This window comes from Aeromonas sp. QDB11, assembly GCF_027705265.1.
GTDB classification, from domain to species: Bacteria; Pseudomonadota; Gammaproteobacteria; order Enterobacterales; family Aeromonadaceae; genus Aeromonas; species Aeromonas allosaccharophila.
On sequence record NZ_JAPDBM010000034.1, the window covers coordinates 14,974 to 41,055 of the forward strand.

At 62.9% G+C, this 26,082-nt stretch carries 23 protein-coding genes; 5 read left to right on the forward strand and 18 right to left on the reverse strand.

The features are described 5' to 3' along the window. Positions 1-40 precede the first annotated feature (40 nt). Genes OKC40_RS12730 through OKC40_RS12770 form a run of 9 tightly spaced genes read right to left on the reverse strand, consistent with a single transcriptional unit; the run spans position 41 to position 9,814 of the window. On the reverse strand, positions 41-1,240 hold the full coding sequence (locus OKC40_RS12730; protein ID WP_182939253.1) for an ABC transporter permease: 1,200 nt from the start codon (positions 1,238-1,240) through the stop codon (positions 41-43). After that, positions 1,240-2,454, reverse strand: coding sequence for an ABC transporter permease (locus OKC40_RS12735; protein ID WP_270795414.1), 1,215 nt, complete (start codon positions 2,452-2,454; stop codon positions 1,240-1,242). The genes OKC40_RS12730 and OKC40_RS12735 overlap by 1 nt, the downstream gene beginning before the upstream one ends. Further along, positions 2,455-3,162 carry an ABC transporter ATP-binding protein gene (locus tag OKC40_RS12740; RefSeq protein WP_107684168.1) on the reverse strand — a complete coding sequence of 236 codons (708 nt, stop codon included), beginning with the start codon at positions 3,160-3,162 and terminating at the stop codon, positions 2,455-2,457. After that, positions 3,155-4,294, reverse strand: a complete 1,140-nt coding sequence (locus OKC40_RS12745; protein WP_182939251.1) for an efflux RND transporter periplasmic adaptor subunit — start codon at positions 4,292-4,294, stop codon at positions 3,155-3,157. The genes OKC40_RS12740 and OKC40_RS12745 overlap by 8 nt, the downstream gene beginning before the upstream one ends. A 27-nt stretch (positions 4,295-4,321) precedes the next feature. Next, positions 4,322-7,498 carry an efflux RND transporter permease subunit gene (locus OKC40_RS12750; protein WP_182939250.1) on the reverse strand — a complete coding sequence of 1,059 codons (3,177 nt, stop codon included), beginning with the start codon at positions 7,496-7,498 and terminating at the stop codon, positions 4,322-4,324. Next, positions 7,491-8,561, reverse strand: coding sequence for an efflux RND transporter periplasmic adaptor subunit (locus OKC40_RS12755; RefSeq protein WP_182939720.1), 1,071 nt, complete (start codon positions 8,559-8,561; stop codon positions 7,491-7,493). The genes OKC40_RS12750 and OKC40_RS12755 overlap by 8 nt, the downstream gene beginning before the upstream one ends. 41 nt (positions 8,562-8,602) lie before the next feature. Then, positions 8,603-9,073 carry a YeeE/YedE family protein gene (locus OKC40_RS12760; RefSeq protein ID WP_182939249.1) on the reverse strand — a complete coding sequence of 157 codons (471 nt, stop codon included), beginning with the start codon at positions 9,071-9,073 and terminating at the stop codon, positions 8,603-8,605. A 13-nt stretch (positions 9,074-9,086) separates the two neighbouring features. Then, positions 9,087-9,500 (reverse strand): YeeE/YedE family protein, encoded by a 414-nt coding sequence (locus OKC40_RS12765; protein WP_270692793.1) that lies wholly within the window; start codon positions 9,498-9,500, stop codon positions 9,087-9,089. Continuing rightward, on the reverse strand, positions 9,500-9,814 hold the full coding sequence (locus OKC40_RS12770; protein WP_005338008.1) for an ArsR/SmtB family transcription factor: 315 nt from the start codon (positions 9,812-9,814) through the stop codon (positions 9,500-9,502). The genes OKC40_RS12765 and OKC40_RS12770 overlap by 1 nt, the downstream gene beginning before the upstream one ends. An 88-nt stretch (positions 9,815-9,902) precedes the next feature. Between OKC40_RS12770 and OKC40_RS12775 the strand changes: the two genes are divergently transcribed. The 3 genes from OKC40_RS12775 (at position 9,903) to OKC40_RS12785 (ending at position 11,930) form a co-directional block, all read left to right on the forward strand. After that, entirely contained in the window at positions 9,903-10,088 is a 186-nt protein-coding gene (locus OKC40_RS12775; RefSeq protein WP_111807469.1) for a YgaP family membrane protein, read from the forward strand. Positions 10,089-10,509: 421 nt separating this feature from the next. Continuing rightward, on the forward strand, positions 10,510-10,914 hold the full coding sequence (locus OKC40_RS12780) for a hypothetical protein (RefSeq protein ID WP_270795418.1): 405 nt from the start codon (positions 10,510-10,512) through the stop codon (positions 10,912-10,914). A gap of 287 nt (positions 10,915-11,201) precedes the next feature. Beyond that, positions 11,202-11,930, forward strand: coding sequence for an MgtC/SapB family protein (locus OKC40_RS12785; RefSeq protein WP_042657034.1), 729 nt, complete (start codon positions 11,202-11,204; stop codon positions 11,928-11,930). Between the two features lie 92 nt (positions 11,931-12,022). Here OKC40_RS12785 and OKC40_RS12790 read toward each other — a convergent pair whose 3' ends face one another. From OKC40_RS12790 to grpE, 8 genes are all read right to left on the reverse strand, one after another. Further along, positions 12,023-13,033 (reverse strand): substrate-binding domain-containing protein, encoded by a 1,011-nt coding sequence (locus tag OKC40_RS12790; RefSeq protein ID WP_100646367.1) that lies wholly within the window; start codon positions 13,031-13,033, stop codon positions 12,023-12,025. Positions 13,034-13,060: 27 nt separating this feature from the next. Continuing rightward, positions 13,061-14,476 carry a glycoside hydrolase family 32 protein gene (locus OKC40_RS12795; RefSeq protein WP_270795420.1) on the reverse strand — a complete coding sequence of 472 codons (1,416 nt, stop codon included), beginning with the start codon at positions 14,474-14,476 and terminating at the stop codon, positions 13,061-13,063. Next, on the reverse strand, positions 14,476-15,840 hold the full coding sequence (locus OKC40_RS12800) for a sucrose-specific PTS transporter subunit IIBC (protein ID WP_270795421.1): 1,365 nt from the start codon (positions 15,838-15,840) through the stop codon (positions 14,476-14,478). Before OKC40_RS12800 ends, OKC40_RS12795 begins: the two co-directional genes overlap by 1 nt. An 83-nt stretch (positions 15,841-15,923) precedes the next feature. Next, positions 15,924-16,880: an aminoimidazole riboside kinase gene (locus OKC40_RS12805; RefSeq protein WP_270795422.1), complete on the reverse strand. Its 957-nt coding sequence runs from the start codon at positions 16,878-16,880 to the stop codon at positions 15,924-15,926. A gap of 115 nt (positions 16,881-16,995) precedes the next feature. Continuing rightward, entirely contained in the window at positions 16,996-18,501 is a 1,506-nt protein-coding gene (locus tag OKC40_RS12810) for a carbohydrate porin (protein ID WP_270795423.1), read from the reverse strand. A gap of 264 nt (positions 18,502-18,765) precedes the next feature. Further along, positions 18,766-19,908, reverse strand: a complete 1,143-nt coding sequence (gene dnaJ / locus OKC40_RS12815; protein WP_033136595.1) for a molecular chaperone DnaJ — start codon at positions 19,906-19,908, stop codon at positions 18,766-18,768. Between the two features lie 101 nt (positions 19,909-20,009). After that, entirely contained in the window at positions 20,010-21,938 is a 1,929-nt protein-coding gene (dnaK, locus tag OKC40_RS12820; RefSeq protein WP_270795425.1) for a molecular chaperone DnaK, read from the reverse strand. Positions 21,939-22,206: 268 nt separating this feature from the next. Further along, the gene (gene grpE / locus OKC40_RS12825) at positions 22,207-22,782 is read right to left on the reverse strand and encodes a nucleotide exchange factor GrpE (RefSeq protein ID WP_033113489.1); all 576 of its coding nucleotides are present in this window, start codon (positions 22,780-22,782) and stop codon (positions 22,207-22,209) included. Between the two features lie 315 nt (positions 22,783-23,097). Between grpE and nadK the strand changes: the two genes are divergently transcribed. Then, positions 23,098-23,982 carry an NAD(+) kinase gene (gene nadK / locus OKC40_RS12830; RefSeq protein ID WP_041208339.1) on the forward strand — a complete coding sequence of 295 codons (885 nt, stop codon included), beginning with the start codon at positions 23,098-23,100 and terminating at the stop codon, positions 23,980-23,982. Between the two features lie 250 nt (positions 23,983-24,232). Then, positions 24,233-25,897, forward strand: coding sequence for a DNA repair protein RecN (gene recN / locus OKC40_RS12835; RefSeq protein ID WP_270795428.1), 1,665 nt, complete (start codon positions 24,233-24,235; stop codon positions 25,895-25,897). On the opposite strand, the gene OKC40_RS12840 is transcribed toward recN, so the two are convergent. Then, positions 25,894-26,022, reverse strand: coding sequence for a hypothetical protein (locus OKC40_RS12840; RefSeq protein ID WP_270795429.1), 129 nt, complete (start codon positions 26,020-26,022; stop codon positions 25,894-25,896). The two genes, recN and OKC40_RS12840, sit on opposite strands and share 4 nt — an antisense overlap. Positions 26,023-26,082 lie beyond the last annotated feature (60 nt).

The window sequence follows — 26,082 nt, forward strand, 5'->3', positions numbered from 1 at the left end:
TCAGGTCCGAGCGCAGCGTGTCGATCGCAGAAGGGATCGCCTAGTCACCCCGCAGGGCAACCACGGGGTCGAGACGCACTGCCCGCAGCGCGGGGGCGACCCCGGCCAGCAGGCCGACCAGCGCGCTGCAACCGAGCGCCAGCAGCAGATAGAGAGGATGGAGGGTGAGCGGCAAGCCGGCCGCCAGCAGGGCAAGCAGCAGCTTGAGCCCGCCGAGCAGGGCCAGCCCCATAGCCCCGCCCAGCAGCGCCAGCACCACGGCTTCGAGCAGAAACAGCAGCAGAATACGGCGCCGCGGGCAACCCAGCGCCATCAGCAAGCCCACCTCGGGGATCCGCTCCTGCTGGGCGATGCTCATGATGCTGAAGATGCCGACCGCCCCGATCAGCAGCGAGATAATGCCAAGCCCGCCAACCGCCAGTTTGATGATGGAGAGGATCTTGTCGAGGCTGGTCAGCATGTCCTGCTGGGAGGTGAGGGTAAAATCCTCGGCGCCGTGGCGGGCGATCAGCACCCGCCGGATCTGGGCCGAGATGTCGGCCTCCGTCTGCCCGGCGCGATAGATGACATCGATCTCCTGCAGCCCCTCCTTGTTGAACAGCGCCTGGGCGTGGGCGGCGGGCAGATAGATCATGTCGTCCAGATCAAAACCGAGAAATTGCCCCTTGGGGGCCAGCACCCCGGCCACCCGAAAGCGGCGATCACCGGCGCGTAGCAGACTACCCGGCGCATCCCCACCGGGGAACAACTCCGCTGCCACCTTGGAGCCCAGCACCGCATAGGCGCGGGGCATGGCACTGTCATCGGCGGGCAGAAAGCGCCCCTGCACCAGGGTGAGGCGCCAGCCGGAGAGCGCCGCCGGGCCGGTGCCCAGAATGGCGGTGCTGCGGGTCAGCCCGCGGCTGCGCACCTCCCCCTGCCCCTGCACCACCGGCAGTGCCGCCTCGATACCTGGCAATCTGGCGAGGGCATCGGCATCCTCCAGCAGCAGGGGACGGCTGCTGGAGAGAATACCGGGCGGGCCGCCTGCGGTTTCGGTCTTGCCCGGCGTCACGGCGATCAAGCGGGTGCCAAATTGGGAGAAGCTGTCGAGCAGATAGAGCCTGAGCCCCTCGCCGATGCCGGTGAGCAGGGTCACCGAGGCGATCCCGATGGCGATACCCAGCGCCGACAGCAGGCTGCGACTGCGCCCCGCCAGCAAGGCGCGCCAGAGCCAGAACAGCAGATCAGCGGCGCGCATCAGCCCCCACTCCATTGCCCGCTGCGCAGGCTACTGACCGGATCTTGCCGTGCCGCCCGGGAGGCGGGCAGCCAGCTAAAAAAGAGCCCGGTCAGCAGGGCCGCCGGTATGGTGCAGAGGGTCGCGAGCAGAGGGACTGCCGCCGGAAAAGCGGGCCACACCAGCCCGGCGAGGGCCACCAGGGCATAGCCCAGGGCTGTGCCAAACAGCGCGCCACCGCCGCTCAGCAGCAGCGCCTCCCATAAAAACAGCTGGCGGATCTGGCGACTGTCGGCCCCCAGCGCCTTGAGCAGACCGATCTCGCCGGTGCGCTGGCGGGTGCTGATCAGCGCCAGATTCATCATCATGATGCCGGAGACCAGCAGGCTGATGGCGCCGATACCGGCAACCGCCAGGGTGAGAGTCGAGAGAATGGTGGAGAAGGTGGCCAGCATGGCGTCACGGCGCACCACGGTCACATCGAGCACCCCGTGGCGCGCCTGCATCAGCTGCTCCAGTCGCTTGACCAGCGGCGGCACGGCCTGCCCCGCCAGCTGCTGGATCAGCAGCCGAAACAGCCCCTCGGTATTGAACAGCCGCATGGCGCTGCCGACCGGGATCAGCGCGGCTTCCGCCATATCCATCCCCAGATTGCTGCTCTGGCTGGTGAAGACCCCCACCACCCGAAAACGGCGATTGTCAAAACGCAGCCACTGGCCGACCGGGTCGGCCTGACCGAACAGCTCCCGGGCCACCTTGGCCCCGAGCAGGACGGCCGGTCGATCCTCTGCGGCATCCCCCGGCAACCAGCGGCCGGAGAGCAGCTCCAGCCCGTGGGTATCGCGCAGCCCGTTGCTGCTGCCAAGCAGCATGGTCTGGCGCAGCCGCGCCCCCTGTTTGGCCTCGGCAAAGCCCATCACCAGCGGTACCAGCCGCACGTTTGGCTGGTGCTGGCCAAGATAGTGCATGTCATCGAGAGTGATCTGCCGCAGGCTGTTGCCGGTGACCGGCGGCAGCCCGCCGGTGGTCTCCTTGCGGCCCGGGAACATCACCAGCAGATCCTTGCCAAGGGAGCTGAACTGGTCGGCCACATAGCGCCTCGCCCCTTCCCCCAGCGCGGTGAGCAGCAGCACCGAAGTGACGCTCAGACTCACCGCCAGGATCAGCACCAGTGCCCGTGAGCGCTGGCGCAGCAGGGCCACGGCGGCAAAGCGGATCACATCGGGCCGACGCATTCAGCCTCCGTCACTATGAGTGCTATCAATGCTATCGGTGCTGATACGGCCATCGTTCATCAGTATCCGCCTGCCCGCTCGTTCACCGAGGCGCGGATCGTGGGTCACCACCACCAGCGTGATCCCTTGCTCCCGGTTGAGCCCCTCCAGCAGGGTAATCACCTCCTCCCCGGAGCGGGAGTCGAGATTGCCGGTGGGCTCGTCAGCCAGGATCAGCCGCGGCGCCATTGCCATGGCACGGGCGATGGCTACCCGCTGACGCTGACCGCCGGAGAGTTCGGCAGGGCGGTGTCCGGCCCGGTTCTCCAGCCCCAACTCCCCCAGCAACTGCTGGCTGCGGCGATGGCGCTCGGCGGGAGCAATCCCGCACAGCATCAGCGGCAGCTCGACGTTTTCACGGGCGGTGAGGCGGGAGATCAAGTGAAACGACTGGAACACGAAACCGATACGATGGCCGCGCAGCTGGGCCAGCGCCGGCTCTGACAGGGTGGCGGTATCCTCCCCTCCCAGCCAGTAGCGCCCCTCGTCGGGCCGATCCAGCAACCCCAGCACATTGAGCAGGGTCGACTTGCCGGATCCCGAGGGGCCCATCACCGCCAGATACTCCCCCTCGGCAACCCGCAGAGAGACGCGATCGAGGGCAGCCACCTCGCTGCCACCCAGAGTAAAGCGACGACTGACGGCATCGAGGCGAATGAGATTACTCATCCGGCTGCTCCGTGGCGGCGCTGAAAGGGCCCTCCCCGACAATCTGTCCGGGCTGGGCCGCCAGCCGATCACCGGCAGCGAGCCCCTCGGCCACCTCAATCCAGTTCCAGTTCTCCACGCCCCAGCGGGGCACCACCCGCACCAGCTTATCCCCTTCCAGCCGCAGCACGCTGCCATCGTCGGCCCGGCTGCTGGCCGCCACCCGTAGCACATCGCTGGCGCGGGTCACTTCGACCTCAAGGTCGGCGCTGTAGCCAATAAGCAGGGGGACATCGGTGGGCAGGGCAGTGAGTGCAGCCTCCACTTCCACGGTACGAGCCTGCTTCTCCAGCTCCTTCACATAGGGGGCGATGCGGGTCACGGTGGCGGCAAAATCGCGCCCGGGCATGGCGTCGAGCAGCACCCGAGCCTGCTGGCCCACCTTGAGGCGGGCGGCATCCACCTCATCGATGGGGGCTGAGACATACAGACAGCGATCGTCGATAAGATCGATAACCGGAGGCATGGCGACCCCAGGTGGTGAGGGGGTCATGTACTCGCCCAGCTTGCTGTTGACCTCCGCCACCACACCGGCAAACGGCGCCAGCAGGCGGCGCTCGCTCAGGCGGGCCTCCACCTGGGCGACCTGCGCCTCGTCGACCCGCTCCTGCTGACGGGATGCGCGGCAGATATAGCGGCGGGTATCGGCCAGATTCTGGGCCTGCTCCGCAAGCGTGCGGGAGGTGAGGTTTTTGGCCAGCAAGGTGGCCAGCCGGTTGGCCTCCCGCTCGTAGTAGGCCGCCTCGCTACAACGCTCCTCGCGCTGGGTCTTGCCAAGGGCCTGCTGGGCACGGGCACGGGCGAGATCGGCACGGATATCATCACTCCAGAGGGTCAGCAGCAAATCCCCCTGTTTCACCCGCTCCCCGGCCTTGACGGCGATCTGCTCCACCACGCCGCCACCGGGCAGACTGAGCCCGGCCCGCTGACACGACTTGATGGTGCCAGCCCGGGTGTTGACCACGGTGACCAGCACATCCCCCCGCCCCACTTCAACCAGCTTGACCGGCGTCGGCAGCGGTCGCCACCACCATGCCACAGCAGCCACCGCTACCACGGCGCCACTTCCCCACCACAACCAACCTCTCTTCATCGCGCATCCTTTCGCTAGTGACTCCCGTCATGAGCGTCGGGAGAGCAGGGCATAATAGAGCAAGGGTATCACCACCAGGGTGAGCAACGTGGAGACCAGGATCCCGAAAATCAGGCTGATGGCCAGTCCGTTGAAGATGGGATCATCGAGGATAAACAGGGCCCCGATCATCGCTGCCAGCGCCGTCAGCATGATGGGTTTGGCCCGCACCTGCGCCGCTTCGATCACCGCCTGCTCGAACGCCACCCCGGCGCTGTGCTGCTGCTCGATAAAGTCCACCAGCAGGATGCTGTTGCGTACGATGATCCCGGCCAGGGCGATCATCCCGATCATCGAGGTGGCGGTGAACTGGGCCCCCAGCAGGGCGTGGCCCGGCATCACCCCGATGAGGGTGAGCGGAATGGGCGCCATGATGATGAGCGGCACCAGATAGGAGCGGAACTGGGCCACCACCAGCAGATAGATGAGGATCATCCCCACCCCGTAGGCTAGCCCCATGTCGCGGAAGGTCTCGTAAGTGATCTTCCACTCCCCGTCCCACAACAGCGCCACCTCTCCCAACTTGTCGGGCTGCTGTACGTAATATTGGGGCAGGTCGATATCGGCACCGGCGGCAAACATGCCGTAGAGCGGGCTGTCGGTATGGCCGCCCATGTCGGCCACTACCATCACCATGGGCTGCATGTTCTTGTGCATGATATAGCTGGGGGCCACCTCATCACGGCGACTCACCAGCTCGGAGACCCGCACCAGCTGGCCGCTCTGGCTGCGCACCTTGAGGGCCAGTACGCCCGCCAGATCCCGTTTGTCACCGGGTGCCAGCTCGATGCGCACTGGCACCGGATACTTGGCGCCGTGCCCCTGCAGCCAACTGGCATCCTGATAACCCACCCCGCCATTGAGGGTGCTCACCAGGTCCCCGAGATCGACTCCGAGCAGGGCCGCCTTGCTACGATCCACCACCAGCCGCCACTTGGGCTGCGGGTCGGTCAGATAGATGTCGACATCCACCAGATCCGCCGTGGCCACAAAACGGGCCTGAACGGCGCGAGCAGCCGCTTCGCGGGCGGCCTGAGTCGGGCCATACACCTCGGCGACGATGGGTGACCAGACCGGCGGGCCGGGGGGCACTTCCACCACTTTGAGGTTGCCCCCTGCCACACTGGCGATGGCCTGCAGCGGTGCCCGGACCGACTGGGCAATCTGGTGGCTGCTGCGATGGCGCTCATGCTTGTCTACCAGATTGACCTGAATATCCCCCACGTTGGCACCGCTGCGAATGAAGTAGTGACGCACCAGCCCGTTGAAGTTGATGGGGGCGGCGGTGCCGGCGTAGATCTGGTAATCCTTCACCTCAGGCACCTTGGCAAGCTCCCGCCCGACCGCCAGCAGGGTGCGCTCGGTCTGCTCCAGCGTCGCCCCCTCCGGCATGTCGAGCACCAGCTGGAATTCCGACTTGTTGTCAAAGGGAAGCATCTTGAGCACTACCCACTGCACCATGGGCATGGCGGTGGCCGCCCCGACCAGCAGCAACACCGCCAGCCAGAGCTTGCGTCTGGCACGTTTGGCGCCATCACCGATCAGGAAAGGGGTCATCAGCCGCTGGAAGACGCCAGCCTTGGCCTCACCGTGGGCGACATGTCCCTCGCTCTTGAGCAGGTGGCTCGCCAGCCAGGGTGAGAAGATAAAGGCCACCAGCAGGGAGATGAGCATCCCCATGCTGGCATTGATGGGGATGGGGCTCATGTAGGGGCCCATCAGCCCGCTGACAAAGGCCATCGGCAGCAGGGCCGCGATGACGGTCAGGGTCGCCAGTATGGTCGGCCCCCCCACCTCGTCCACCGCCCCCGGAATAAGATCCTTGAGCGCCCCCTTGCCCAGGCCACGATGGCGGTGGATGTTCTCCACCACCACGATGGCGTCATCCACCAGAATGCCGATGGAGAAGATCAGTGCAAACAGCGACACCCGGTTGAGGGTAAAGCCCCAGGCCCAGCTGGCAAACAGGGTCAGCGCCAGGGTGATGACGATGGCAACTCCTACCACCAGCGCCTCGCGCCAGCCCATGCTCACCAGTACCAGCAGCACCACCGCTGTGGTGGCAAAAATCAGCTTGCCGATCAGGGTGTTGGATTTGGTCTCGGCGGTGATGCCGTAGTCCCGGGTCACCGTTACCTCGACCCCGGCAGGGATAAGCCGATTTTTGAGACTCTCGACCCGCGCCTCAACCCGCTTGGCCACCTCGACCGCGTTCTGGCCCGGCTGCTTGCCGATGGCCAGCGTCACCGCCGGATAACTGGCCTGCCCCTGCCCCATCCAGCTGCGTTTGGTCGGAGTCTCCTGACCCAGAGAGACACTGGCCACATCCCCCAGATAGACCGGCTTGCCGTCGTGCAGCCCCACTACCAGCTCGCGGGCCTCCTGCTCGCTTTGCAGGAACTGCCCCACCTGCACCTTGATCTCCCGGTTATCTTGCTCGATAGCCTGTGTCGGGCCTACCTGATTGGCGGCGGCAAGTCGCTGACTCAGCTCACCCCAGCTGATGCCGTGGGCGCTGAGTGCCGCCGGATCCGGCATCACCCGCAGCACGGCGCTCTGGCTGCCCAGCGTGTAAATATCGCGGGTACCGGGCAGTCGCTTGAGTTCGGTCTCCAGCTCATGGGCGACCCGGGTCAGCTCGGGGGCCCCCAGTTGCTTGCTCCCCTCTTTGTTCCACTCTTTGCTCCATAAGGTGAGACTGACGATGGGGACATCATCGATCCCCCGGGGTTTCACCAGCGGCTGACCGACTCCGATCCCCTGTGGCAACCAGTCGCGGTTGGAGTCAAGCTGGTTGTTGAGATCGACAATGGCCTGCTCGCGGCTCACCCCCACCTTGAACACCACCACCAGCAGGGCACCATCGGGTTGGGAAAAAGAGTAGAGGGTATCAATTCCCTTTATCTGGGAGACCACCTGCTCGGCAGGGGTGGTAACGAGGGATTCCACCTCTGCCGGCGTGGCTCCCGGGAAGGGGATATAGACATCGGCGAAGGTGACATCGATCTGCGGCTCCTCCTCCTTGGGGGTCACCAATACCGCAAACAGGCCGAGCAAGAGCCCCACCAGCGCCAGCAGCGGGGTGATGGCCGAGCCCTGAAACAGCGCAGCCAGCCGACCGGCAGGCCCCAGCCTCTCCTTGTTGCCGTTCAGCTCGCTACTCATGGGCCAGCTCCTGCTGCCGCGCCCAGGCATCGGGGGCCAGCTTGTCACCGGCTTGCAGCCCGGCCAGGATCTCGCACTGCCCTTCAAAGCAGTGGCCGACCCGCACCGGCGTCAGGGCCCAGCCAGCAGGTTGCTGCAGATAGACGCCGTTGAACTCCCCTTGCCGCAGCAGGGCGCGATCCGGCACCTGCAACACCTGACGCTCACCCTGTTTGAGCTGCACCTTGAGCCACATGCCGGGCAGCACCCCGGCGGTTTGCGGCGGCAGGTCGAGGCGCAACCTGAAGGCGTGGCTCTGGCTGTCGGCATAGTTGAAGCGGGTCAGTTTGACCGGGGTGACAGGCTTGCCATCAGGCAACAGCACCTGCACATCCGCAGGCTCACGAGCCAGCGTCAGGGCGGATTGGGGCAGCTCCACCTCCACCCGCAAGGTGTCGAGGGAGAAGCCGGAGAGCAGCGGGGTACCGGGGGCGACCGTCTCTCCCAGCTCCACCAGCCGCTTGGTCACCACCCCGGCGTAGGGGGCCAGAATGCGGGTATAGCCGTAAGCCTCGCGGGCCTGAGTGAGGGCCGCATCGGCCGCATTGACCTCGGCGCGAGCCGCACGATCGGAGGCCTCGGCATTATCAAGTTGGGCGCGGGTGATCACCCCCTTGGCAATCAGCGCCTGAAAGCGGGCGAGCTGGCGCTCGGCTTCCACCTGCTGGGCCTGCGCCCGGGCCAGCCGCGCCTCGGCCCCCGTGACGGCGGCAAACTGCTCCTTGCCGCTGATCTCCAGCAGCGGCTGCCCCGCCTGCACCTGATCGTTCACATCCACCAGCATGCGGGAGACCCGGCCGCTGGTCTGGGCCGCCACCGTCCCCTGATTGATGGCAGTGACGGTGCCATCCAGCGTCAGCCAGTCGGTCACCGGCTGTGGCGCCACTGTCAGCAAGGACTCTGTCTGCGGGGGCTCTGTCAGTGGGGCAATAGGCTCCCCGTCTGCTGCTAGGGCCCGGCTGGATGTCATGGCCTGCGATGTCATCACCAGCAAAGTGATCCCCAGCAACCGGATCTTTTCCATCATTACTCTCCTTCCCTGGCATCATCAGTCACTGCACGGGATCAGTCGGTATTGGACTGGCGCACCTTACCCTTTCCCCGAGCTGGCGCCTTGGTCAGCACCCTGGCCAGCCCTCTATCAAACAGCAAGATCCCGGCCACCATGGCCGCTATAAACAACAGTATCATGGGCTGTCCGCTGGAAATGAGACTCAGAGCAGGCCCCGGACAGATGCCCACCAACCCCCAGCCGATGCCAAACAGCGCGGCCCCGCCGATCAGGCGGCGATCCAGCCGAGGGGCCGGTACGGCGACGATGGGCTCACCCAACAAGCTCTGGCGGCGGGGTTTCACCAGCAGAAAATAACCCGGCATAAAGACCAGCAAAGCCCCCCCCATCACGAAGGCGAGGCTGGGATCCCAAGCCCCGGCCAGATCGAGAAAACCGGTGACCCGGGCGGGATCCACCATGCCGGAGATGGCCATCCCCAGCCCGAACAGCAGGCCCGCAAACAAACTTGTCAGCAACTTCATGGCGATCAGCCCCTTACAGCAGATGATGAGTGACAAAGACGGTGATAAAGCCAACCGCCATAAAGGTCAGGGTGGCGACAATGGAGCGCAGGGAGAGCCGCCCCATGCCACAGATGCCGTGGCCGCTGGTGCAGCCATTGCCAAGACGGGTACCGATGCCGACCAGCAGACCGGCCAGCAACACCAGCGGCCAGCCGGGCAGACTGGTGAATGCAGGCATGCTGGCCCAACCCAGTGTCAGCGCCAGCCAGGCACCCGCCCCCAGTCCCAGCAAAAACAGCACCCGCCACGGCGCACGGTGTTGCAGCGCACCGGCCAGAATGCCGCTGATCCCGGCAACCCGGCCGTTGAACAACATCAGGATCAGAGCCGACAGCCCTGCCAGCATGCCGCCGCCCAAAGAGAGCAGCCATTGGCTTTCCATCATCAAGATTCCTTATTTTCTGAGTGACAAAAATGGGTTTGCAGCGCCCCCAACACATCGGCGGCCGCCTCGCTCACTAGCGAGTAGTAGATCTGCTGGGAGACCTTACGCGAACGGATCAGGCCGTAGCGCTTCAATACCGAAAGTTGCTGGGAGAAGGCCGACTGCCCGAGTTGGCTGTGGGCCAGCAGCTCCCCGACCCCCTTCTCCCCCTCCACCAGCTGGCAGAGCACCATCAGGCGTTCAGGATGAGCCAACGCCTTGAGCAGGGAGGCGGCGGCTGTCGCATGTCTGTTCATCTCGTCGAATTGGCTCATAAGCGTAAATTAGCAATTGCTGATATTTGTTCTATTGTATAAAACAACACTAAATTAGCAATATCTAAAGTAGATAGGGAGAAAGACCATGACAGTAGATAACGGCGTCAGAATCGTCGCGGGTTGCATGTTGCTGCTCTCGCTGATCCTTACCACCTGGGTTCATCCGGGCTTTGTCTGGTTGAGCGCCTTTGTCGGGGTCAACCTGATCCAGAGCGCCTTCACCGGTTTCTGCCCGGCCGCGATGATCCTCAAACGGCTGGGGTTGAAATAGGGTCACGGGTGACGGTGGGGAGAGCAGAAGATGGAACGAGGGCGGTGATGATGCTCACCGCTCTTTCATCGTCCTTGTAGTAGCCAGCCGACCCCGATTATTGACAAACTTGTATCTAAATGTTGCTGAAAGGGAGTTGAGGCTTTACCTCACCGCTCTGGATGAGTACCATTTCGCCGTTCTTAACACAGCGGAGACCATCAGTGGGCAACTCATCAAGTGACAGATGTCTGCCGACCCTTATCGTCGGCACCCCGGTCGCGAGCTAGCCGCAGATTTCCTCTGCCGCAACTCGCAACCCTGCGAGAAGCGGAAATCCACTCCCCTCTTCTCCCTTTTTACACTTGACGTCTGGCAACCAGTGGCCAACCGCCATGGTCGCCATGCCTGCATAGTTTCTGCTTCCCACAAGGAGGCTGCTATGCGTTTTATCTCAATCAAACCGGCTGCGGATCGCGCGGTCGCAACAGGTTCTGTTGCAACCCGGGCTCACCCCCTGCTGAGCAAGCTCGGCCGTGGCATGTTGCCACGCTGGCTGGGCGGCAAACAGCATCAGCACCACTACCGGCTGCAGATCCGCTGCGAGGATCGCGCCGATATGGAGCAGGTGCTGGATCTGGTGAACCACACCCTGCAACCGGCGGGGCTGCAACCGATGCAATCGATGAAGCCGGGTCGCGGCGGCGGGCGTGAGCTGGTGCTCAACCTGCAGTGCACCCCGCCCCAGCGACGCTATCTGGTGCAGTTTGTTCATCAGGTCGGAGTAGCACATCCGGTGCGCTGGCAACTGCGCCCACGCATCGACTGCGATCCCGAACTCAACTGACCGCACACCTGCGTTAACCACAGTGAAAGGGGCCAGCCACGCTGGCCCCCTTGTCGTGAGCAACAGCTTGCTCTGCGGCTGATCGGATAGCCGATACGCCGTTCATGCTCGCATCCATGTTCGAACCTATGTTCGCGCCCATGCTCGGCTCGCCCCTAGGTGCCCGAGAGTCGGTGCGCTGTGTTGTGTTTCTGCTGGCCATCCGCGCAATCATCCCCTGATCCATCCGCCTCCCGGCGTTTCATCATGGATTGCGCCAAGCCAGCACTTATCAGAAGGAGTACGCCATGAAGATGTGGCAACAAATTGACATGATCTCCCTGCTCGACACTCTGGCCAGCCTGCTGCTCGCCTTTGTGCTTGGCAGTCTGGTCGGGCTGGAGCGCCAATACCGCCAACGTACCGCGGGCCTTCGCACCAACGTGCTGGTCGCCGTGGGGGCCGCCCTGTTCGTCAGTCTGGCCCAGCGCATCTATGACCTGCACGGCGGCAACTACAACGTGGTCCATGTGGTGGCCTATATCGTCTCCGGCATCGGCTTTCTCGGCGCAGGTGTCATCATGCGCGAGTCGGGCAATATCCGCGGCATCAACACCGCCGCCACCCTCTGGGGCGTGGCGGCGGTAGGCGCCGCCTGTGGTGCTGGACTCGCCATGGAGGCAATTCTGGGGGCCCTGTTCGTGCTGGCCGCCAACACCCTGCTGCGGCCATTGGTCAATCAGATCAACCGCCGCCCGGTGGACAATACCGACACCGAAGTGACCTACAAGGTGACGGCCTTGACCCAGCGTGAACATCAAAAAGAGGTGCTGCACTGGCTCGAAGAGATGCTGGAGCAGGCCAACTACCCCTTGAGCGAACTCGATATCGAGCCGTTCGGGGTGCGGGATCTGGAGATCTCGGCGGTGCTGCTCGCCACCTCCATTGATGGCGACGAGCTCGACGCCTTGATGCAAAAACTGGCCATCCACCCCCATATCAAGCAAGTGTTCTGGCGCGCCAGCACCACGGATTGAGCTCTCGGTCAGAGGAATGGTGCCATCCACCAACAGCAAAAAGCCCCGCCAGCAATGGCGGGGCTTTCTCATATGGGATGGGTGAAGTGTGACTAACGGCGGCTGCGCCAGCGCACCCTGGGGGTGATCACCTGGGCGGTCTGTGCGGGAGGATTGCCCGCTATCAGTTGCTGCATCAGCTCGAAAGCGGCGAGAGCCAGCGCCGGACAATCCTGCGCCACCGAGTCGATGCGCATGGGAATGCAGTCGAGCAGGTCGTGATCATCGAAGGTACACAACCGCATACCCGTCTCCATCAATCCCGCCTCGTTGAGGTAGCGCAGTACCCCTTCCAGCAGGGTAAAGGAGGCGGTAAAGAGCCCCCTAGGAGGCGCTCCCAGCTCGGCCACCAGCTCGGCCATCAGCTGATAACCGGAGCTCGGCTGATAGTCGCGATGACGCACCCGGGCGGCATCGGCTTCAAAACCGGCACGATGGAGCCCCAGCTCATAGCCCGCCAGCCGGTGACGGCTGGGGGAGAGATCCAGCAGGCCACCGAAGTAGTAGATCTCCTCGCCGCACTCGCTGGCCATGTCCCGCACCAGCTCGGCGGTCGCCTTGCAGGCATCGGAGATCACCATGGGCAGGCGCGACTCGCCGATGTGGCGGTCGAGCTGCACCACCGGCAGGCGGTCGTGGATGCGGGCATAGATGTCATCGCTGTGGCCGCTGGAGGCGACAATCAGCCCATCCACCTGACGGCTGATGAGGTTGTCCACCACCCGCTGCTCGAGGGCGGGATCATCCTCGGAGCAGGCGATCAGCAGCTGGATACCCGCCTCCCGGCAGTGGGCCTCGAGGGCACGGGCAATGCGGGCAAAACCGAAGTTGGTGAGATCGGGGATCACCAGCCCCCAGGTGTAGCTGCGGGTCTCGCGCAGGGAGCGGGCATGAAAGCTCGGCAGGTAGTGACACTCCTCCGCCACCGCCTGAATGCGCTTGCGGGTATCGTCGGCAATGCGGTACTCCGCACTCTTCCCGTTGAGCACCAGACTGGCGGTCGCCTTGGACACCCCCGCCAGTTCGGCGATCTGGGCAATCGTGATCCGTTTCTTCTTCTCCACCTGGCCTCCCGGCTGACTAGAACCGGGCTATTGTACTAGGCACGCCGACAGCGGCCAGTGATTGAGGCAAATTTTGCAGCCATCATCGCCGTTGCCTGATGAAAGTTGCGGCTTGTCCCCGGGGAAGTAGCGCGCCGACAGGCTGTTTCGCCCCTCATCGATGAAACACTCCAGACTGGAGCGATCGCACAGGACGGTGATCCGCCCGCCAGCCCATGGGCTGCTGCGGGTCTCCCACGTCCCGCTCTGCCAGTTCTGGCGCCGCAAGGTGATGCGGTCCGGCTGCCACACCAGCTCGGCCACGGCACCGAACCAGAGACTCCCCTCACCACACAGATCCAGATCGAGCCAGGCCGAGTCGATGGCCAGCCCCGAAAACTCGCCAAGCGTCCCCTCGAAACGGGTCAGCTCTCCCTTGAGCGCCGCAAGCTCCGCCACCGGCCGCTGGCAGAGCCACTCATCCTGCCAGAACAGCTCCCGCGGGCAGCTCATCTGGTGGATCCAGCCGTAAGCGACAGTGGGCTGGCTCATCTCGTTCTCCTCCGGCAGACCCAGCCAGCCAAACAAGAGGCGGCGACCCTGAGTGTCCAGGGTAGTTTGCGGCGCATAGAACTCGAAGCCCCGATCCAGCTCGTGGAAAGCCCCGTGCTCGAAGCGCTCGCCGTCGAAGTTGCCAGAAAGCCAGCCGCACTGGTAGAGGTTGCGATAATCCTCACCCACCGGGGCAATCCCCTGCGGGCAGCTGATCAGCACATGGCGCTCCCCCAGCGGGAAGAGATCCGGGCACTCCCACATATAGCCAAACTCACCCAGCCCCCCTCGCCCGCTACCGGCGATGGGGCCCACCCGCTGCCAGCTTTGCAGGGTGTCACCGCGATAGAGCAGCACTTCGCCCTTGTCATCCAGGGTGCGGGCCCCCAGCACCATCAGCCACTGCTGGCCGTCGTGCCACACCTTGGGGTCGCGCACGTGGCCGCTGTAGCCTGCGGGCAGATCCAGCACAGGCCCCAGCTTGGCAAAACCACCCTCACCGTCGGCCCGGGCCAGACACTGATAGGCGGTGCGGCTGCCATCCGGGTATTTGACATTGCCGGTGTAGATAAGAGTCAGGCGCCCCTGCTCGTCGCTCACCGCCGAGCCCGAATAGCAGCCGTGGCTCTCATAGGCTTCGGTGGGCAATAGCGCCACCGGCTCGTGCTGCCAATGCAGCAGATCGGTGGAGGTGACATGGCCCCAGCCCTTGTTGCGGTGCTCGCAGCCCAGCGGATTCCACTGGTAGAAAAGGTGGTAGCGCCCGTCGTGCTCGATAAAACCGTTGGGATCGTTAAGCAGCCCCACCGGGGCTGCCAGATGCCAGCGAGGCCGATGGGGATCGGCCGCCGCCTTGAGCTGTCCGGCCAGCAGCGACCGGACAATCTGGTTGAGAAGATCGCTTTCCTTCATCACTCCACCTTGTACTTGAGCAGGTAGGATGCGGCGAAGGCGGCGCCAAAGGCGATCACCAACCCGATGATGTAATGAATAAGGCTCATGGGCTGGACGATGGCCATGCCGGGAATACCGGTCAGCCCCACCGCCGTCATTCCCACCTTGGCCGCCACCACGTAGGCGCCGCCGCAGGCCCCGCCAAACAGACCGGCGAGGAAGGGTTTGATGTAGCGCAGGTTGACGCCAAAGATCGCCGCTTCGGTGATACCCAGCAGGCAGGACATGGCCGCCGGCACGGTAATGGCCTTGATCTTCACATCGCGGGTCTTGAAGTAGACCGCGAGGCAAGCCCCGCCCTGCGCCACGTTGGCCATGGCCCAGATGGGCAGCAGGAAGTTGACGCCAATTTGCGGATTGGCCAGCAGCCCAGCCTCGATGGCGTGGAAGCTGTGATGGATGCCGGTGATGACGATCAGCGAATAGGTGCCGCCAAACACCAGGCCCGCCAGCCAGCCCGCCTGCTCATAGAGGGCGCTCAGACCGAACGAGATGCCATCCCCCAACACCCGACCCGACGGGCCGATGAAGAGCAGCGCCACGAAGCCGGTGATGATGACGGTGAGAAACGGCGTGAGGATCAGATCCAGCGCGTCCGGAATGCGCTTGCGCAGCTGTTTCTCCAGATGGGACATAAACCAGACCGCCAGCAGCACCGGGAAGACGGTGCCCTGATAGCCGATCATAGCCACGTCGAGCCCGAAGAAATCCATGGTCTTGAAGCCACCGGCCACGCCCCAGGCGTTGGTCAGTGCCGGATGGGTGAGAATGCCGCCGAGGGTCGCGCCGAGGTACGGATTGCCGCCAAACTCCCGCGCCGCCGTAAAGCCGATCAGGATCGGCAGTATGATAAAGGCCGCCGAGCTGAACATGTCGAGCATCACAAACAGAGCGCTGTCGGCATTGACCCAGCCGTAGGTGCGCACCATGCCGAGCAGCCCCATCAGCAGGCCCGAGGCCACGATGGCCGGAATGATCGGCACGAAGATGTTGGAGAGCGTTCGCGCCAGCCGCTGGGCCACGTTGAGCTTGGCCGTCGCCATGTCGGTCAGCTCCGCCTTGCTGGCCATGCCGGTGCCGGTCAGCGCCACGAACTCGGCATAGACCTTGTTGACCAGACCGGTGCCGAAGATCACCTGAATTTGACCCGCGTTGCTAAAGCACCCCTTGACCCCCTCCAGCTTGTCGATGGCGGCCTTGTTCACCTTGCTGTCATCGGCCAGCACCAGCCGCAGCCGGGTGGCGCAGTGGGCGGCGCTGACGATATTCTCCTTGCCCCCGAGCAGGGGCACCAGATCCTTGGCTATCGCACTGATATTCATATTCTTCCTCTTATGACCCGCCACGCTGGCAGGCCCTTGTCACATGAGAGTAGGGGCTGTCGAGCCGGGCTTCTAGCCGCAGATCAACAGCCGCTTGTGTCTGATCGCAAAAATTCATCCAGTTCGGTGCGGGTCGGCAGCGCCGTCATCGCCCCCTTGGCAGTGGTGGCGAGCGCCCCGCAGCCGTGGGCCTGCGCCAGGATGGCGGGCAGCTCGGCCAGAGTGGGCAGCGACGAACGCCCGGCCAGCGCCGCCAGTAGCCCGGCGACGAAGGCATCCCCCGCCCCCGTGGTGTCGAGCGGAGTCACTTTCTGCCCCACCCACTCCAGCAGCTCGCCACCCAAACGGGCCACCACACCGGCCGCCCCCCGGGTCACCAGCACCAGTGCCGGGCCAGAGAGCGTCGCGAGCCCGGCGGCCAGATCATCCTCGCCGCTCAGCAGTTGCAGCTCCTCCACCGAGAGCTTGACCACATCCGCCAGCACGATGGCTTCGCGTACCAGCGGCAGCATCTCGGCGGGGTTGCCCCACACCTCCGGGCGTAGGTTGGGGTCAAAGCAGACCCGCCCGCCTGCCGCCTTGATGGCGGCCATGGCCTGCAGGCAGCTGGTGCGCACCGGCTCGTTGGCGAGCGCAATCGAGCAGGTGAGCAGCCACTGACCGGCATTAAAGCGGGGCAACTCATTTGGGGTGAGGAACTGGTCAGCGCTGGGGCGCACCATAAAGGTGAAGCTGCGCTCCCCCTCGTCATCCAGTGCCACTAGCACAGTGCTGGTACGATGGTCAGGATCGAACCGCAGCGCGGCGATATCCACCCCCTCCCCGCGCAGGGTGTCTGCCATAAAGCGGCCGAACGGATCGGCACCGACCCGGCCGATAAAGGCCGCATCGCCACCAAGCCGTGCCACGCCAACCGCCACATTGGCGGGTGCGCCACCCGGACACTTGAGGTAGTGCAATGCCCCTTCCGGGATCAAGTCCACCACCGCATCCCCCATTACCCACACACGATTCGTCACCTTGCTACTCCACTGCTGCATCGGATCCACGGTCAAACCCGAACTCTGTTCTGTTGGCTGGCATTATCAGCTAAACCGTTTTAGCCAACCAACAGATCTCGGCACCGGCTGCCATTTTTGTGATCGGGATAACGAACTAGAACCAGGTTTCCATCTGTACGCCAAAGTTCCACTCGCCACCGGCGGTGAAGTTGCTCTGGCCCATGGCATCGTCGCTGGCATAGTTGTCGAGCTCGGAGGACCAGTCCATCCAGGTGGCGAACACCCGCAGCTCGGGCCGCTCGAAGAAGCCGGCGGTCTGCGCCTTGAAGGTGGGGGCGAAGGTGAGCTTGGTGAAGTTGCCGTTCACCGCCTGGCGACCCTTGTAACCCTTGGGGTCGAGATCCATGTACTGCCAGGCCGCCTCGTAGACCAGCTCGACGTTCTGGCTCAGCACCTGCGCCACTCGGGTATTGAAGGTGAGCCAGCGGTACTCGTCCCCTTTCACGTAGCGATCCTGACTCTGCTCGGCCAGCAGGGCCGGGGCAAAACGCCAGCGGGGCCCAAGATCGGTGGCGCCAAACACGGCGACCCGCACTGCATCGGCATCCGGCAGCAGCTCGCTGTCAGAGCCCAGCCCCTTGAGCTCGGCACCCAGACCATGACCGTACAGCACCGCCGCCTTGGCAAAACCGGGGTTGATGCCAAAGAAGCTCTCGCCGTGGTAGGCCAGCAGGGTGTGGGCCCCCTTGTCCGCCGCCTCGCTGCCTGCTCCCTTGTCATTGATGCGGGCGTCATTGTCCTTGGCCGAGAGACCGTTCACCATCCACTGCCAGTTGCCGACGCGGTTGTTCATGGTGAGGATGTAGCTCTCGATATCGGAGAGACCGCTGGCGCTGATGTCGCCGTAATCCCGGCCATAAAGAGAGAAGTTGGCCTTCCAGCTGTCGGCCAGCTGCACGTCGTAGACGCCGCCGCCGGTACCGGCCAGGAACACCACGTCAGAATCGAGCCAATGGATGTCGAAGTTGTCGCGGTCAAAGCGCTTGCCCGCCCACAGCACCGCATTCTTGAAGGGGCCGTCGAAGCTCGCCAGATTGCCGATCTCGGCAAACACCTGACGGGTATTGAGGCTCGAATCGCTGGCGGTCCAGTCGTTGCTGGTCTCCACCCCGTCTGCCAGCATCAGCTTGTAGCGGGCCCAGCTGCCATCCTCGAAGGTCTGGGTTTTCAGCAAGTTGGCTTCCATGTAGGTGTCATCCTCGTTGCCAAGGCGACCGACAGCTCCGCCCACCGAACCGGCTGGCGTGAGGTAGGGGCCGCCGCGGCCGCCGTTGCCATTGCTGTTGACCAACAGGCCCGAGCGGGCATAGCCGTGAAACTCGAAACCCTGGGCACCAGCGGTCTTCTCATCCACCTTCTGGCTGCGGTTGTTGGCCACCTGCGCCTGCTCGCTGGCGGCGCTCGCCTTCACTTCCGCCTGACTGGCACGGCTCTCTGCCGCCTCGGCTCTCGCTTCGGCCGCCTGTACCCGCGCCTCCAGCGCCGCCAGTCTGGCCTCGACACTCTCACCTGCGACACTCGCCTGCGCCGCCCATAGCGGGCTGCTCATCCCCAATCCCAGCGCTACCGCCAGCGCCAACTTGCTCTTGAACATCATCATCTTCCTCACCTGTCATCTGTAGCCCGAACGGGCGCTGTTGTTATCGACAGCCAGAGCATAGCTAAACCGCTTTAGCTAACTCAATATGACAACTAAACCGTTTCAGCAACAGTGTGAGCGGGATAACATTTGTACAGCAGGAATTGGCGGGAGTTGTGAGGAGGATCCCTCATCAGGATCCACTCAATAAGGCGGATCCTGGCTAAACGGCGGGCAAAAAAAGAGCCGGCACAAGGCCGGCTCTGTTTATTCGGGTCGCTGAAATCAGCTGGTCAGATCGTCGAAGAAGCGTTTCACCCCTTCGAAGAAGCCTTCCGATTTCGGCTTGTGGGTCTTGGCAGCGGCACCGCTGAACGACTCGTCCAGCTGGCGCAACAGCTCTTTCTGCTGCTCGGTGAGGTTGACCGGAGTCTCGATCACCACCTTGCACATCAGATCCCCTACCTGGCCGGAGCGCACTGACTTCACGCCCTTGCCGCGCATGCGGAACATCTTGCCGGTCTGGGTCTCCGGAGTGACCTTGAGCTTGACGCGGCCATCCAGGGTCGGCACTTCAATCTCGCCACCGAGGGCAGCAGCGGTGAAGCTGATGGGCACTTCGCAGTAGAGGTTGTTGCCATCACGCACGAAGATCTCGTGCTCTTTGACGTGTACCTGTACGTAGAGATCCCCTGCCGGTGCCCCTGCTTCCCCCGCTTCCCCTTCGCCGGAGAGACGGATGCGATCGCCGGTATCGACGCCCGCCGGAATTTTCACCGACAGGGTCTTGGTGCGCTGGTAGCGACCTTCACCGTGGCACTTGCGGCACGGATCCTTGATGATCTTGCCGCGACCGTGACAGTGCGGGCACGCCTGCTGCACCGCGAAGAAGCCCTGACGCATCTGCACCTGGCCGGAGCCGTGGCAGGTCGGGCAGGTCTGGGCACTGCTGCCGGTGTGGGCACCGGAGCCGTTACAGACTTCGCAGTGAACCAGGGTCGGCACCTTGATCTCCTTGGAGACCCCGCGTACCGCCTCTTCCAGCGTCAGCTCCATGGTGTAACGCAGGTCGGAGCCACGGGCCGGGCCACGACGGGCACCACCACGGCCACCGCCGAAGATGTCACCGAATACGTCACCAAACATGTCGGCGAAGTCGGCATTGCCGCCAAAGCCGCCGTGGCCACCGCCACCCTGGCTCGGGTCAACACCGGCATGGCCGTACTGGTCGTATCGGGCACGCAGGTTGGCATCGGTCAGGACCTCGTAGGCTTCCTTGACCTCTTTGAACTTCTCTTCGGATGCGGCATCACCCTGGTTACGGTCCGGGTGATACTTCATGGCCAGGCGCTTGTACGCCTTCTTGATCTCGCGATCGTCGGCATCTTTCGCCACACCCAGTACTTCGTAGAAATCGCGCTTCGACATACTCATCCTGTGGTTACGCAGACGGGCGTTGGTTACCCAACGCCCGTGAATTCATTGACCAAGCCGATGGGCGAAGCGGACTTCGCCCATCTGGGTAGGGCTTACTTCTTGTCGTCTTTCACTTCTTCGAACTCGGCGTCGACCACGTCGTCGTCAGCCTTGGCAGAAGAGGAGGACTGACCGGCATCAGCACCGGCTGCGCCCTGGGCCTGAGCCTGCTGCTGGGCAATTTCCATCAGCTTCTGGGACGCTTCCAGCAGAGCCTGCTGTTTGGCTTCGATGGCAGCCTTGTCGTCACCCTTGAGGGCCGCTTCCAGCTCGCTCACCGCGGCTTCGATCTTGCTCTTCTCGTCGGCAGGCAGGGCTTCACCGGCTTCGGTGATCTGCTTGCGGACGGAGTGGACCAGACCATCAGCCTGGTTGCGGGCATGCACCAGCTCTTCGAACTTTTTGTCCTCGGCCGCGTTGGCTTCGGCTTCGCGTACCATGCGCTCGATCTCGTCATCAGACAGACCAGAGGAAGCCTGGATAGTGATCTTCTGCTCTTTGTTGGTCTCTTTGTCTTTCGCAGAGACGTGCAGGATACCGTTGGCATCGATGTCGAAGGTCACTTCGATCTGCGGCAGACCGCGCGGTGCCGGACGGATGCCTTCCAGGTTGAACTGGCCCAGAGACTTGTTGTCGCTGGCGCGCTTGCGCTCACCCTGCAGCACGTGAATGGTCACGGCAGACTGGTTGTCTTCGGCTGTGGAGAACACCTGGGACTTCTTGGTCGGGATGGTGGTGTTCTTCTCGATCAGCGCAGTCATCACGCTACCCATGGTTTCGATACCCAGGGAGAGCGGGGTGACGTCCAGCAGCAGTACGTCGGTCTTGTCACCGGACAGTACGGCACCCTGGATGGCAGCACCCATGGCCACGGCTTCGTCCGGGTTGACGTCTTTACGCGGCTCTTTGCCAAAGAACTCGGCAACGGTCTTCTGAACCAGCGGCATACGGGTCTGACCACCAACCAGGATCACGTCGTCGATCTCGCCAACTGCCAGACCGGAGTCTTTCAGGGCGACACGAACCGGCTCCAGAGAGTCCTTCACCATGTCTTCTACCAGGGATTCCAGCTTGGCGCGGGTCACCTTGATGTTCATGTGCTTCGGACCGGTGGCATCTGCAGTGATGTACGGCAGGTTGACGTCAGTCTGCTGGGCAGAAGAGAGCTCGATCTTGGCTTTCTCGGCGGCATCTTTCAGACGCTGCAGAGCCAGCTGGTCGTTACGCAGGTCGATGCCCTGCTCACGCTTGAACTCGTCTACCAGATAGTTGATGACGCGGTTGTCGAAGTCTTCACCACCCAGGTGGGTGTTACCGTTGGTCGCCAGTACTTCGAAGGTGGTTTCGCCTTCAACTTCGTCGATCTCGATGATGGAGATATCGAAAGTACCGCCACCCAGGTCATATACGGCAACCTTGCGCTCGCCCTTGACCTTGTTTACGCCGTAGGCGAAAGCAGCTGCGGTCGGTTCGTTGATGATGCGCTTAACATCCAGACCGGCGATGCGACCGGCATCCTTGGTAGCCTGACGCTGGGCGTCGTTGAAGTAGGCCGGAACAGTGATAACTGCTTCGGTTACCGGCTCGCCCAGGTAGTCTTCGGCGGTCTTTTTCATCTTTTTCAGCACTTCGGCAGAGATCTGCGGCGGTGCCATTTTCTTGCCCTTCACCTCAACCCAGGCGTCACCGTTGTCGGCCTTGGCGATGGCGTACGGCATGATCTTCAGGTCACGCTGTACTTCGTCATCTTCAAAACGACGGCCGATCAGACGCTTGATGGCGAACAGGGTGTTTTTCGGGTTGGTGATGGCCTGACGCTTGGCCGGCTGACCAACCAGGATCTCGCCATCATCGGCATAGGCAATGATGGACGGAGTAGTACGATCGCCTTCTGCGTTCTCGATCACGCGAGCAGTGTCGCCGTCCAGAATGGCAACGCAGGAGTTGGTAGTACCCAGGTCAATACCGATGATTTTACCCATTTGAGAAATCTCCAAATACTTTGAATAAACTGGCGAGGAACTCGCCTTAATGCGTTAACGGCTAGGTGGGGCCTGCCAATCTGGCTTTCAAGCTCCCGGCATCAAAATTTTTGTGCCGCCGTGGCCTTGCATCCTATATGGGGTCGCAAGCGGCCACTTCAAGCCCTGCCCCGCAAAAACCCCACCTTTTGTCGTGATCAGTCCATGACAGACCAGACAGATAAACAAAAAGCCCGCCAAGCGGCGGGCCTGGGCATCAAGTGCCGACTCAGTCGGCGGCCTTGGATACCATGACCATGGCCGGACGGATCACGCGACCGTTCAGCTCATAGCCTTTCTGCATCACGGCAATCACGGTGTTCGGCGCCACGTCGGCACTCGGCACCATGCTCATCGCCTGATGGGCATTCGGGTCAAACGGCTGGTTGGTCGGATCCAGCGCAACCAGACCGAACTTGGCCACACCGCTCTGCATGGATTTGAGGGTCAGCTCGACACCTTCCACCATCGGCTTGAGGGCGTCGTTCTCCTTGTCGGCGAGCTCGATGGCGCGCTCCAGGTTGTCCAGCACCGGCAGCAGTTCGGCGGCGAACTTCTCCAGCGCGAACTTGTGCGCCTTCTCCACGTCCAGCTCGGTACGACGACGCAGATTCTCCATCTCGGCAGCGGTACGCAGGGCGCGTTCGCGCTCTTCCGCCGCCTTCTGGATGGCGGTCTCCAGCTGCTCTTCCAGTTCGGCGATACGGGCCTGCTCGGCTGTCACTTCACTGTCTACATCGGTCGGCTCGACTGGCTGGGCTTCCACTTGCTCCATCGCTTCAACCTTTTGCTCTTCGTGGTTCATGACATCTCCAGATTCCGGGGTTACTTACGAGGGCCTTGACGTCTGGCTGAGCGACCAGTGACATCAGACCGACTATGTTGGCGCTATTATGGGGATGGATCCCTGTCTTTCAAGGGGAAAAAGGCCAATCCGGGTCACTCAAACAGGACTATTGGCACTTTCCTTGCTGCATCTCTGGCAATCCAGCTCAGCTTTTAACCAGCAGCGTCAAGGAGATAGCCCTCCCCCCTCAGCGAGGGAAGCGCGCGGGAGGACGTCACAAGCGTGACAAACCGCTGTATACTGCCCCCAATACTCACCCAGACCCGACAGACTATGGATTCTCCGTTCAAAACCATCGCCCTGATTGGCAAGCCTCACCATGAAGGGGCCAACCAGACGCTGACCGGCCTGCATCAATACCTGACCTCACGCGGTTTCCGGGTACTGGTGGAGAGCCGGGTTGCCCAGACCCTGAGCATCCTCGATGAAAACGTCATGGATCTGGTCCAGCTAGGCCAACAGGCCGATCTGGCCATCGTGGTCGGCGGTGACGGCAACATGCTGGGGGCGGCGCGGGTGCTGTCGCGCTTCGATGTGGCGGTGATCGGGGTTAACCGGGGCAACCTTGGCTTTCTGACCGATCTCTCGCCGCAGGATTACCTGCTGCCGCTGGAGCAGGTGCTCTCCGGTCACTACAAGAGCGAACACCGCTTCCTGCTGGAAGCCTCGGTCTATCGCCACGGCGAGCGCAAGTCGAGCAATCTGGCGGTCAACGAAGCGGTGCTGCACCCGGGCAAGATCGCCCACATGATCGAGTTCGAGGTCTATATCGATGGCAGCTTTATGTATAGCCAGCGCTCGGATGGCATCATTGTCGCCACACCGACCGGCTCAACTGCCTACTCCCTGTCGGCAGGTGGGGCCATCCTCACCCCCAAGCTCAACGCCATCACGCTGGTGCCCATGTTCCCACATACCCTGAGCAGTCGCCCAATCGTGCTCGATGCCGACAGCGAAGTGCGGCTGCTGGTCTCGCCGGACAATCAGGACGATGCCATGCAGGTGAGTTGTGACGGTCAGGTGACGCTTGCTGTCCACCCGGGGGACGAGATCCTCATCAAGAAGAGCCACCACCAGCTCCATCTGGTTCATCCCCTCGACTACAGCTACTTCCACGTACTGCGCAACAAGCTCGGCTGGGGCAGCAAGCTGTTTTAATCGGCGCTGACCGACAACGGCATTGCCACAGAGGGCGCCTGAATTGGCGCCCTTCTCTTTTCTTTTGTGGCAACGTCCCCTGCACTCTCATATCAGTACCTCGCGCCAATAGTCAGCACCGCATTCTCATAGCTATACCGCACTGGCGCGGCTTTCCTTTGTTAAAAATAGCAGGGCCCTCTTTACTGTATATAAGACCAGTATATACTGGATGCATACACAGTAATGTTGACCTATACAGGATGAGACCATGCTGACCCAGCTGACCGTCAACAACTTCGCTATCGTCAAGTTTCTCGAACTCGATCTGCAACCGGGGATGACCTGCATCACAGGGGAAACCGGTGCCGGTAAATCCATCGCCATCGACGCTCTCGGTCTCTGTCTGGGTGAGCGGGCCGAAGCCGGCATGGTGCGCCCCGATAGCGACAAAAGCGAGGTCAGCGCCCGCTTCCTGCTCGACAACAACCCGGCCGCCCGCGCCTGGCTCGCCACCAACGAGCTGGAGAACGAGGGTGAGTGCATCGTGCGGCGAGTCATCTCTGCCGAAGGGCGTTCGCGCAGCTATATCAACGGCGTGCCCGTCCCCCTCACCCAGCTAAAGAATCTGGGCCAGCTGCTGGTCAACGTGCACGGTCAGCATGCCCACCAGATGCTGCTCAAACCCGACTACCAGCTCGCCCTGCTCGACGGCTACGCCGGCCACCATCTGCTGCTCGACGAGGTGCGCCAGCACTATCAGCAGTGGCGCCAGCTGCAAAACGAACTTAACCGGCTCAAGGCCGAGCAGCAGCAGCGGGAAGCCCGTCGCCAGCTTATCGAGTATCAGGTGCAGGAGCTGGACGAATTTGCCCTGCAGCCGGGCGAGTTTGAGGAGATCGAGGAGGAGCACCAACGGCTGGCCAACGGCACCGAATTGATGCAGGAGTGCGGCTTCTGCCTCGATCTGCTCTACGACAACGAAGAGACCACCATCGCCGGTCTGCTGCAGACAGCCGTCGACCGGGCCGAGGGGCTGGTCAGCATGGACAGCCGACTCACTCCGGTGCTGGAGATGCTCAACGAAGCCCTGATTGGGGTGCAGGAGAGCCACAGCGAACTGCGCAGCTATCTGGATCGGCTGGAGCTGGATCCCGAACGTTTCAACGAGCTGGAAACCCGCCTCTCCAAGGCGATCAATCTGGCCCGCAAGCACCATGTCAAACCGGCAGAGCTGGCCCAGTACCATCAGGAGCTGGCCTCCGATCTCGCCCGCCTCAACTCTGACGAAGAGCGGTTAGAGGGGATGGAAGATGAGCTGGCCGAGGCCCGTCAGGCGTTTGTTCAAGCCGCCGAGGCCCTGAGCCAGAGCCGTCAGCGTTACGCCCAAGAGCTGGGCGCCAAGGTGACCAGCAGCATGCACGAACTGGCGATGCCCGATGGTCGCTTTGCCATCGAGGTGCGCCCCGATGCCCAAAGCAGCCTCTCTCCGCTGGGAATAGATCGGGTCGAATTTATGGTCACCACCAACCCGGGTCAGCCCATCCAGCCGCTTGGCAAGGTGGCTTCGGGCGGTGAACTGTCGCGTATCAGCCTTGCCATCGTAGTGATCAGCGCTCGCAAGGTCTCCACTCCGACCCTGATTTTCGATGAAGTGGATGTGGGGATCAGCGGCCCGACAGCCGCCGTGGTAGGTCGCCTGCTTCGTCAGCTTGGCGAGTCGACTCAGGTGATGGTGGTCACTCACTTGCCGCAGGTGGCGGGCAATGGCCACCAGCACATGGTGGTGAGCAAGCACACCGACGGCAAGACCACCGAAACCCGGATGGATGCGCTCGATCAGAGCGCCCGGCTCAACGAACTGGCTCGCCTGCTGGGAGGGGATCAGATCACCGACATTACCCTGGCCAACGCACGCGAGCTGCTGCACCATTAATTCCCTGGCCAGCCTGATGGCAACATAACCACCGGCTGGCTCTGGCTCTGGCTCTGGCTCTGGCTCTGGCTCTGGCTCTGGCTCTGGCTCTGGCTCTGGCTCTGGCTCTGGCTCTGGAAAAGCATCCTGCTTCAGCAGGGCAAATACATCCCGGCAATTTGTCAGAGCGGTGAGATCACCGACCC

Coding starts and splice junctions, on each gene's coding strand:
- OKC40_RS12730 (WP_182939253.1), bottom strand. CDS start 1,240: ATGCGCGCCGCTGATCTGCTGTTCTGGCTCTGGCGCGCCTTGCTGGCG.
- OKC40_RS12735 (WP_270795414.1), bottom strand. CDS start 2,454: ATGCGTCGGCCCGATGTGATCCGCTTTGCCGCCGTGGCCCTGCTGCGC.
- OKC40_RS12740 (WP_107684168.1), bottom strand. CDS start 3,162: ATGAGTAATCTCATTCGCCTCGATGCCGTCAGTCGTCGCTTTACTCTG.
- OKC40_RS12745 (WP_182939251.1), bottom strand. CDS start 4,294: ATGAAGAGAGGTTGGTTGTGGTGGGGAAGTGGCGCCGTGGTAGCGGTG.
- OKC40_RS12750 (WP_182939250.1), bottom strand. CDS start 7,498: ATGAGTAGCGAGCTGAACGGCAACAAGGAGAGGCTGGGGCCTGCCGGT.
- OKC40_RS12755 (WP_182939720.1), bottom strand. CDS start 8,561: ATGGAAAAGATCCGGTTGCTGGGGATCACTTTGCTGGTGATGACATCG.
- OKC40_RS12760 (WP_182939249.1), bottom strand. CDS start 9,073: ATGAAGTTGCTGACAAGTTTGTTTGCGGGCCTGCTGTTCGGGCTGGGG.
- OKC40_RS12765 (WP_270692793.1), bottom strand. CDS start 9,500: ATGATGGAAAGCCAATGGCTGCTCTCTTTGGGCGGCGGCATGCTGGCA.
- OKC40_RS12770 (WP_005338008.1), bottom strand. CDS start 9,814: ATGAGCCAATTCGACGAGATGAACAGACATGCGACAGCCGCCGCCTCC.
- OKC40_RS12775 (WP_111807469.1), top strand. CDS start 9,903: ATGACAGTAGATAACGGCGTCAGAATCGTCGCGGGTTGCATGTTGCTG.
- OKC40_RS12780 (WP_270795418.1), top strand. CDS start 10,510: ATGCGTTTTATCTCAATCAAACCGGCTGCGGATCGCGCGGTCGCAACA.
- OKC40_RS12785 (WP_042657034.1), top strand. CDS start 11,202: ATGAAGATGTGGCAACAAATTGACATGATCTCCCTGCTCGACACTCTG.
- OKC40_RS12795 (WP_270795420.1), bottom strand. CDS start 14,476: ATGAAGGAAAGCGATCTTCTCAACCAGATTGTCCGGTCGCTGCTGGCC.
- OKC40_RS12800 (WP_270795421.1), bottom strand. CDS start 15,840: ATGAATATCAGTGCGATAGCCAAGGATCTGGTGCCCCTGCTCGGGGGC.
- OKC40_RS12805 (WP_270795422.1), bottom strand. CDS start 16,880: ATGCAGCAGTGGAGTAGCAAGGTGACGAATCGTGTGTGGGTAATGGGG.
- OKC40_RS12810 (WP_270795423.1), bottom strand. CDS start 18,501: ATGATGATGTTCAAGAGCAAGTTGGCGCTGGCGGTAGCGCTGGGATTG.
- dnaJ (WP_033136595.1), bottom strand. CDS start 19,908: ATGTCGAAGCGCGATTTCTACGAAGTACTGGGTGTGGCGAAAGATGCC.
- dnaK (WP_270795425.1), bottom strand. CDS start 21,938: ATGGGTAAAATCATCGGTATTGACCTGGGTACTACCAACTCCTGCGTT.
- grpE (WP_033113489.1), bottom strand. CDS start 22,782: ATGAACCACGAAGAGCAAAAGGTTGAAGCGATGGAGCAAGTGGAAGCC.
- nadK (WP_041208339.1), top strand. CDS start 23,098: ATGGATTCTCCGTTCAAAACCATCGCCCTGATTGGCAAGCCTCACCAT.
- recN (WP_270795428.1), top strand. CDS start 24,233: ATGCTGACCCAGCTGACCGTCAACAACTTCGCTATCGTCAAGTTTCTC.
- OKC40_RS12840 (WP_270795429.1), bottom strand. CDS start 26,022: ATGCTTTTCCAGAGCCAGAGCCAGAGCCAGAGCCAGAGCCAGAGCCAG.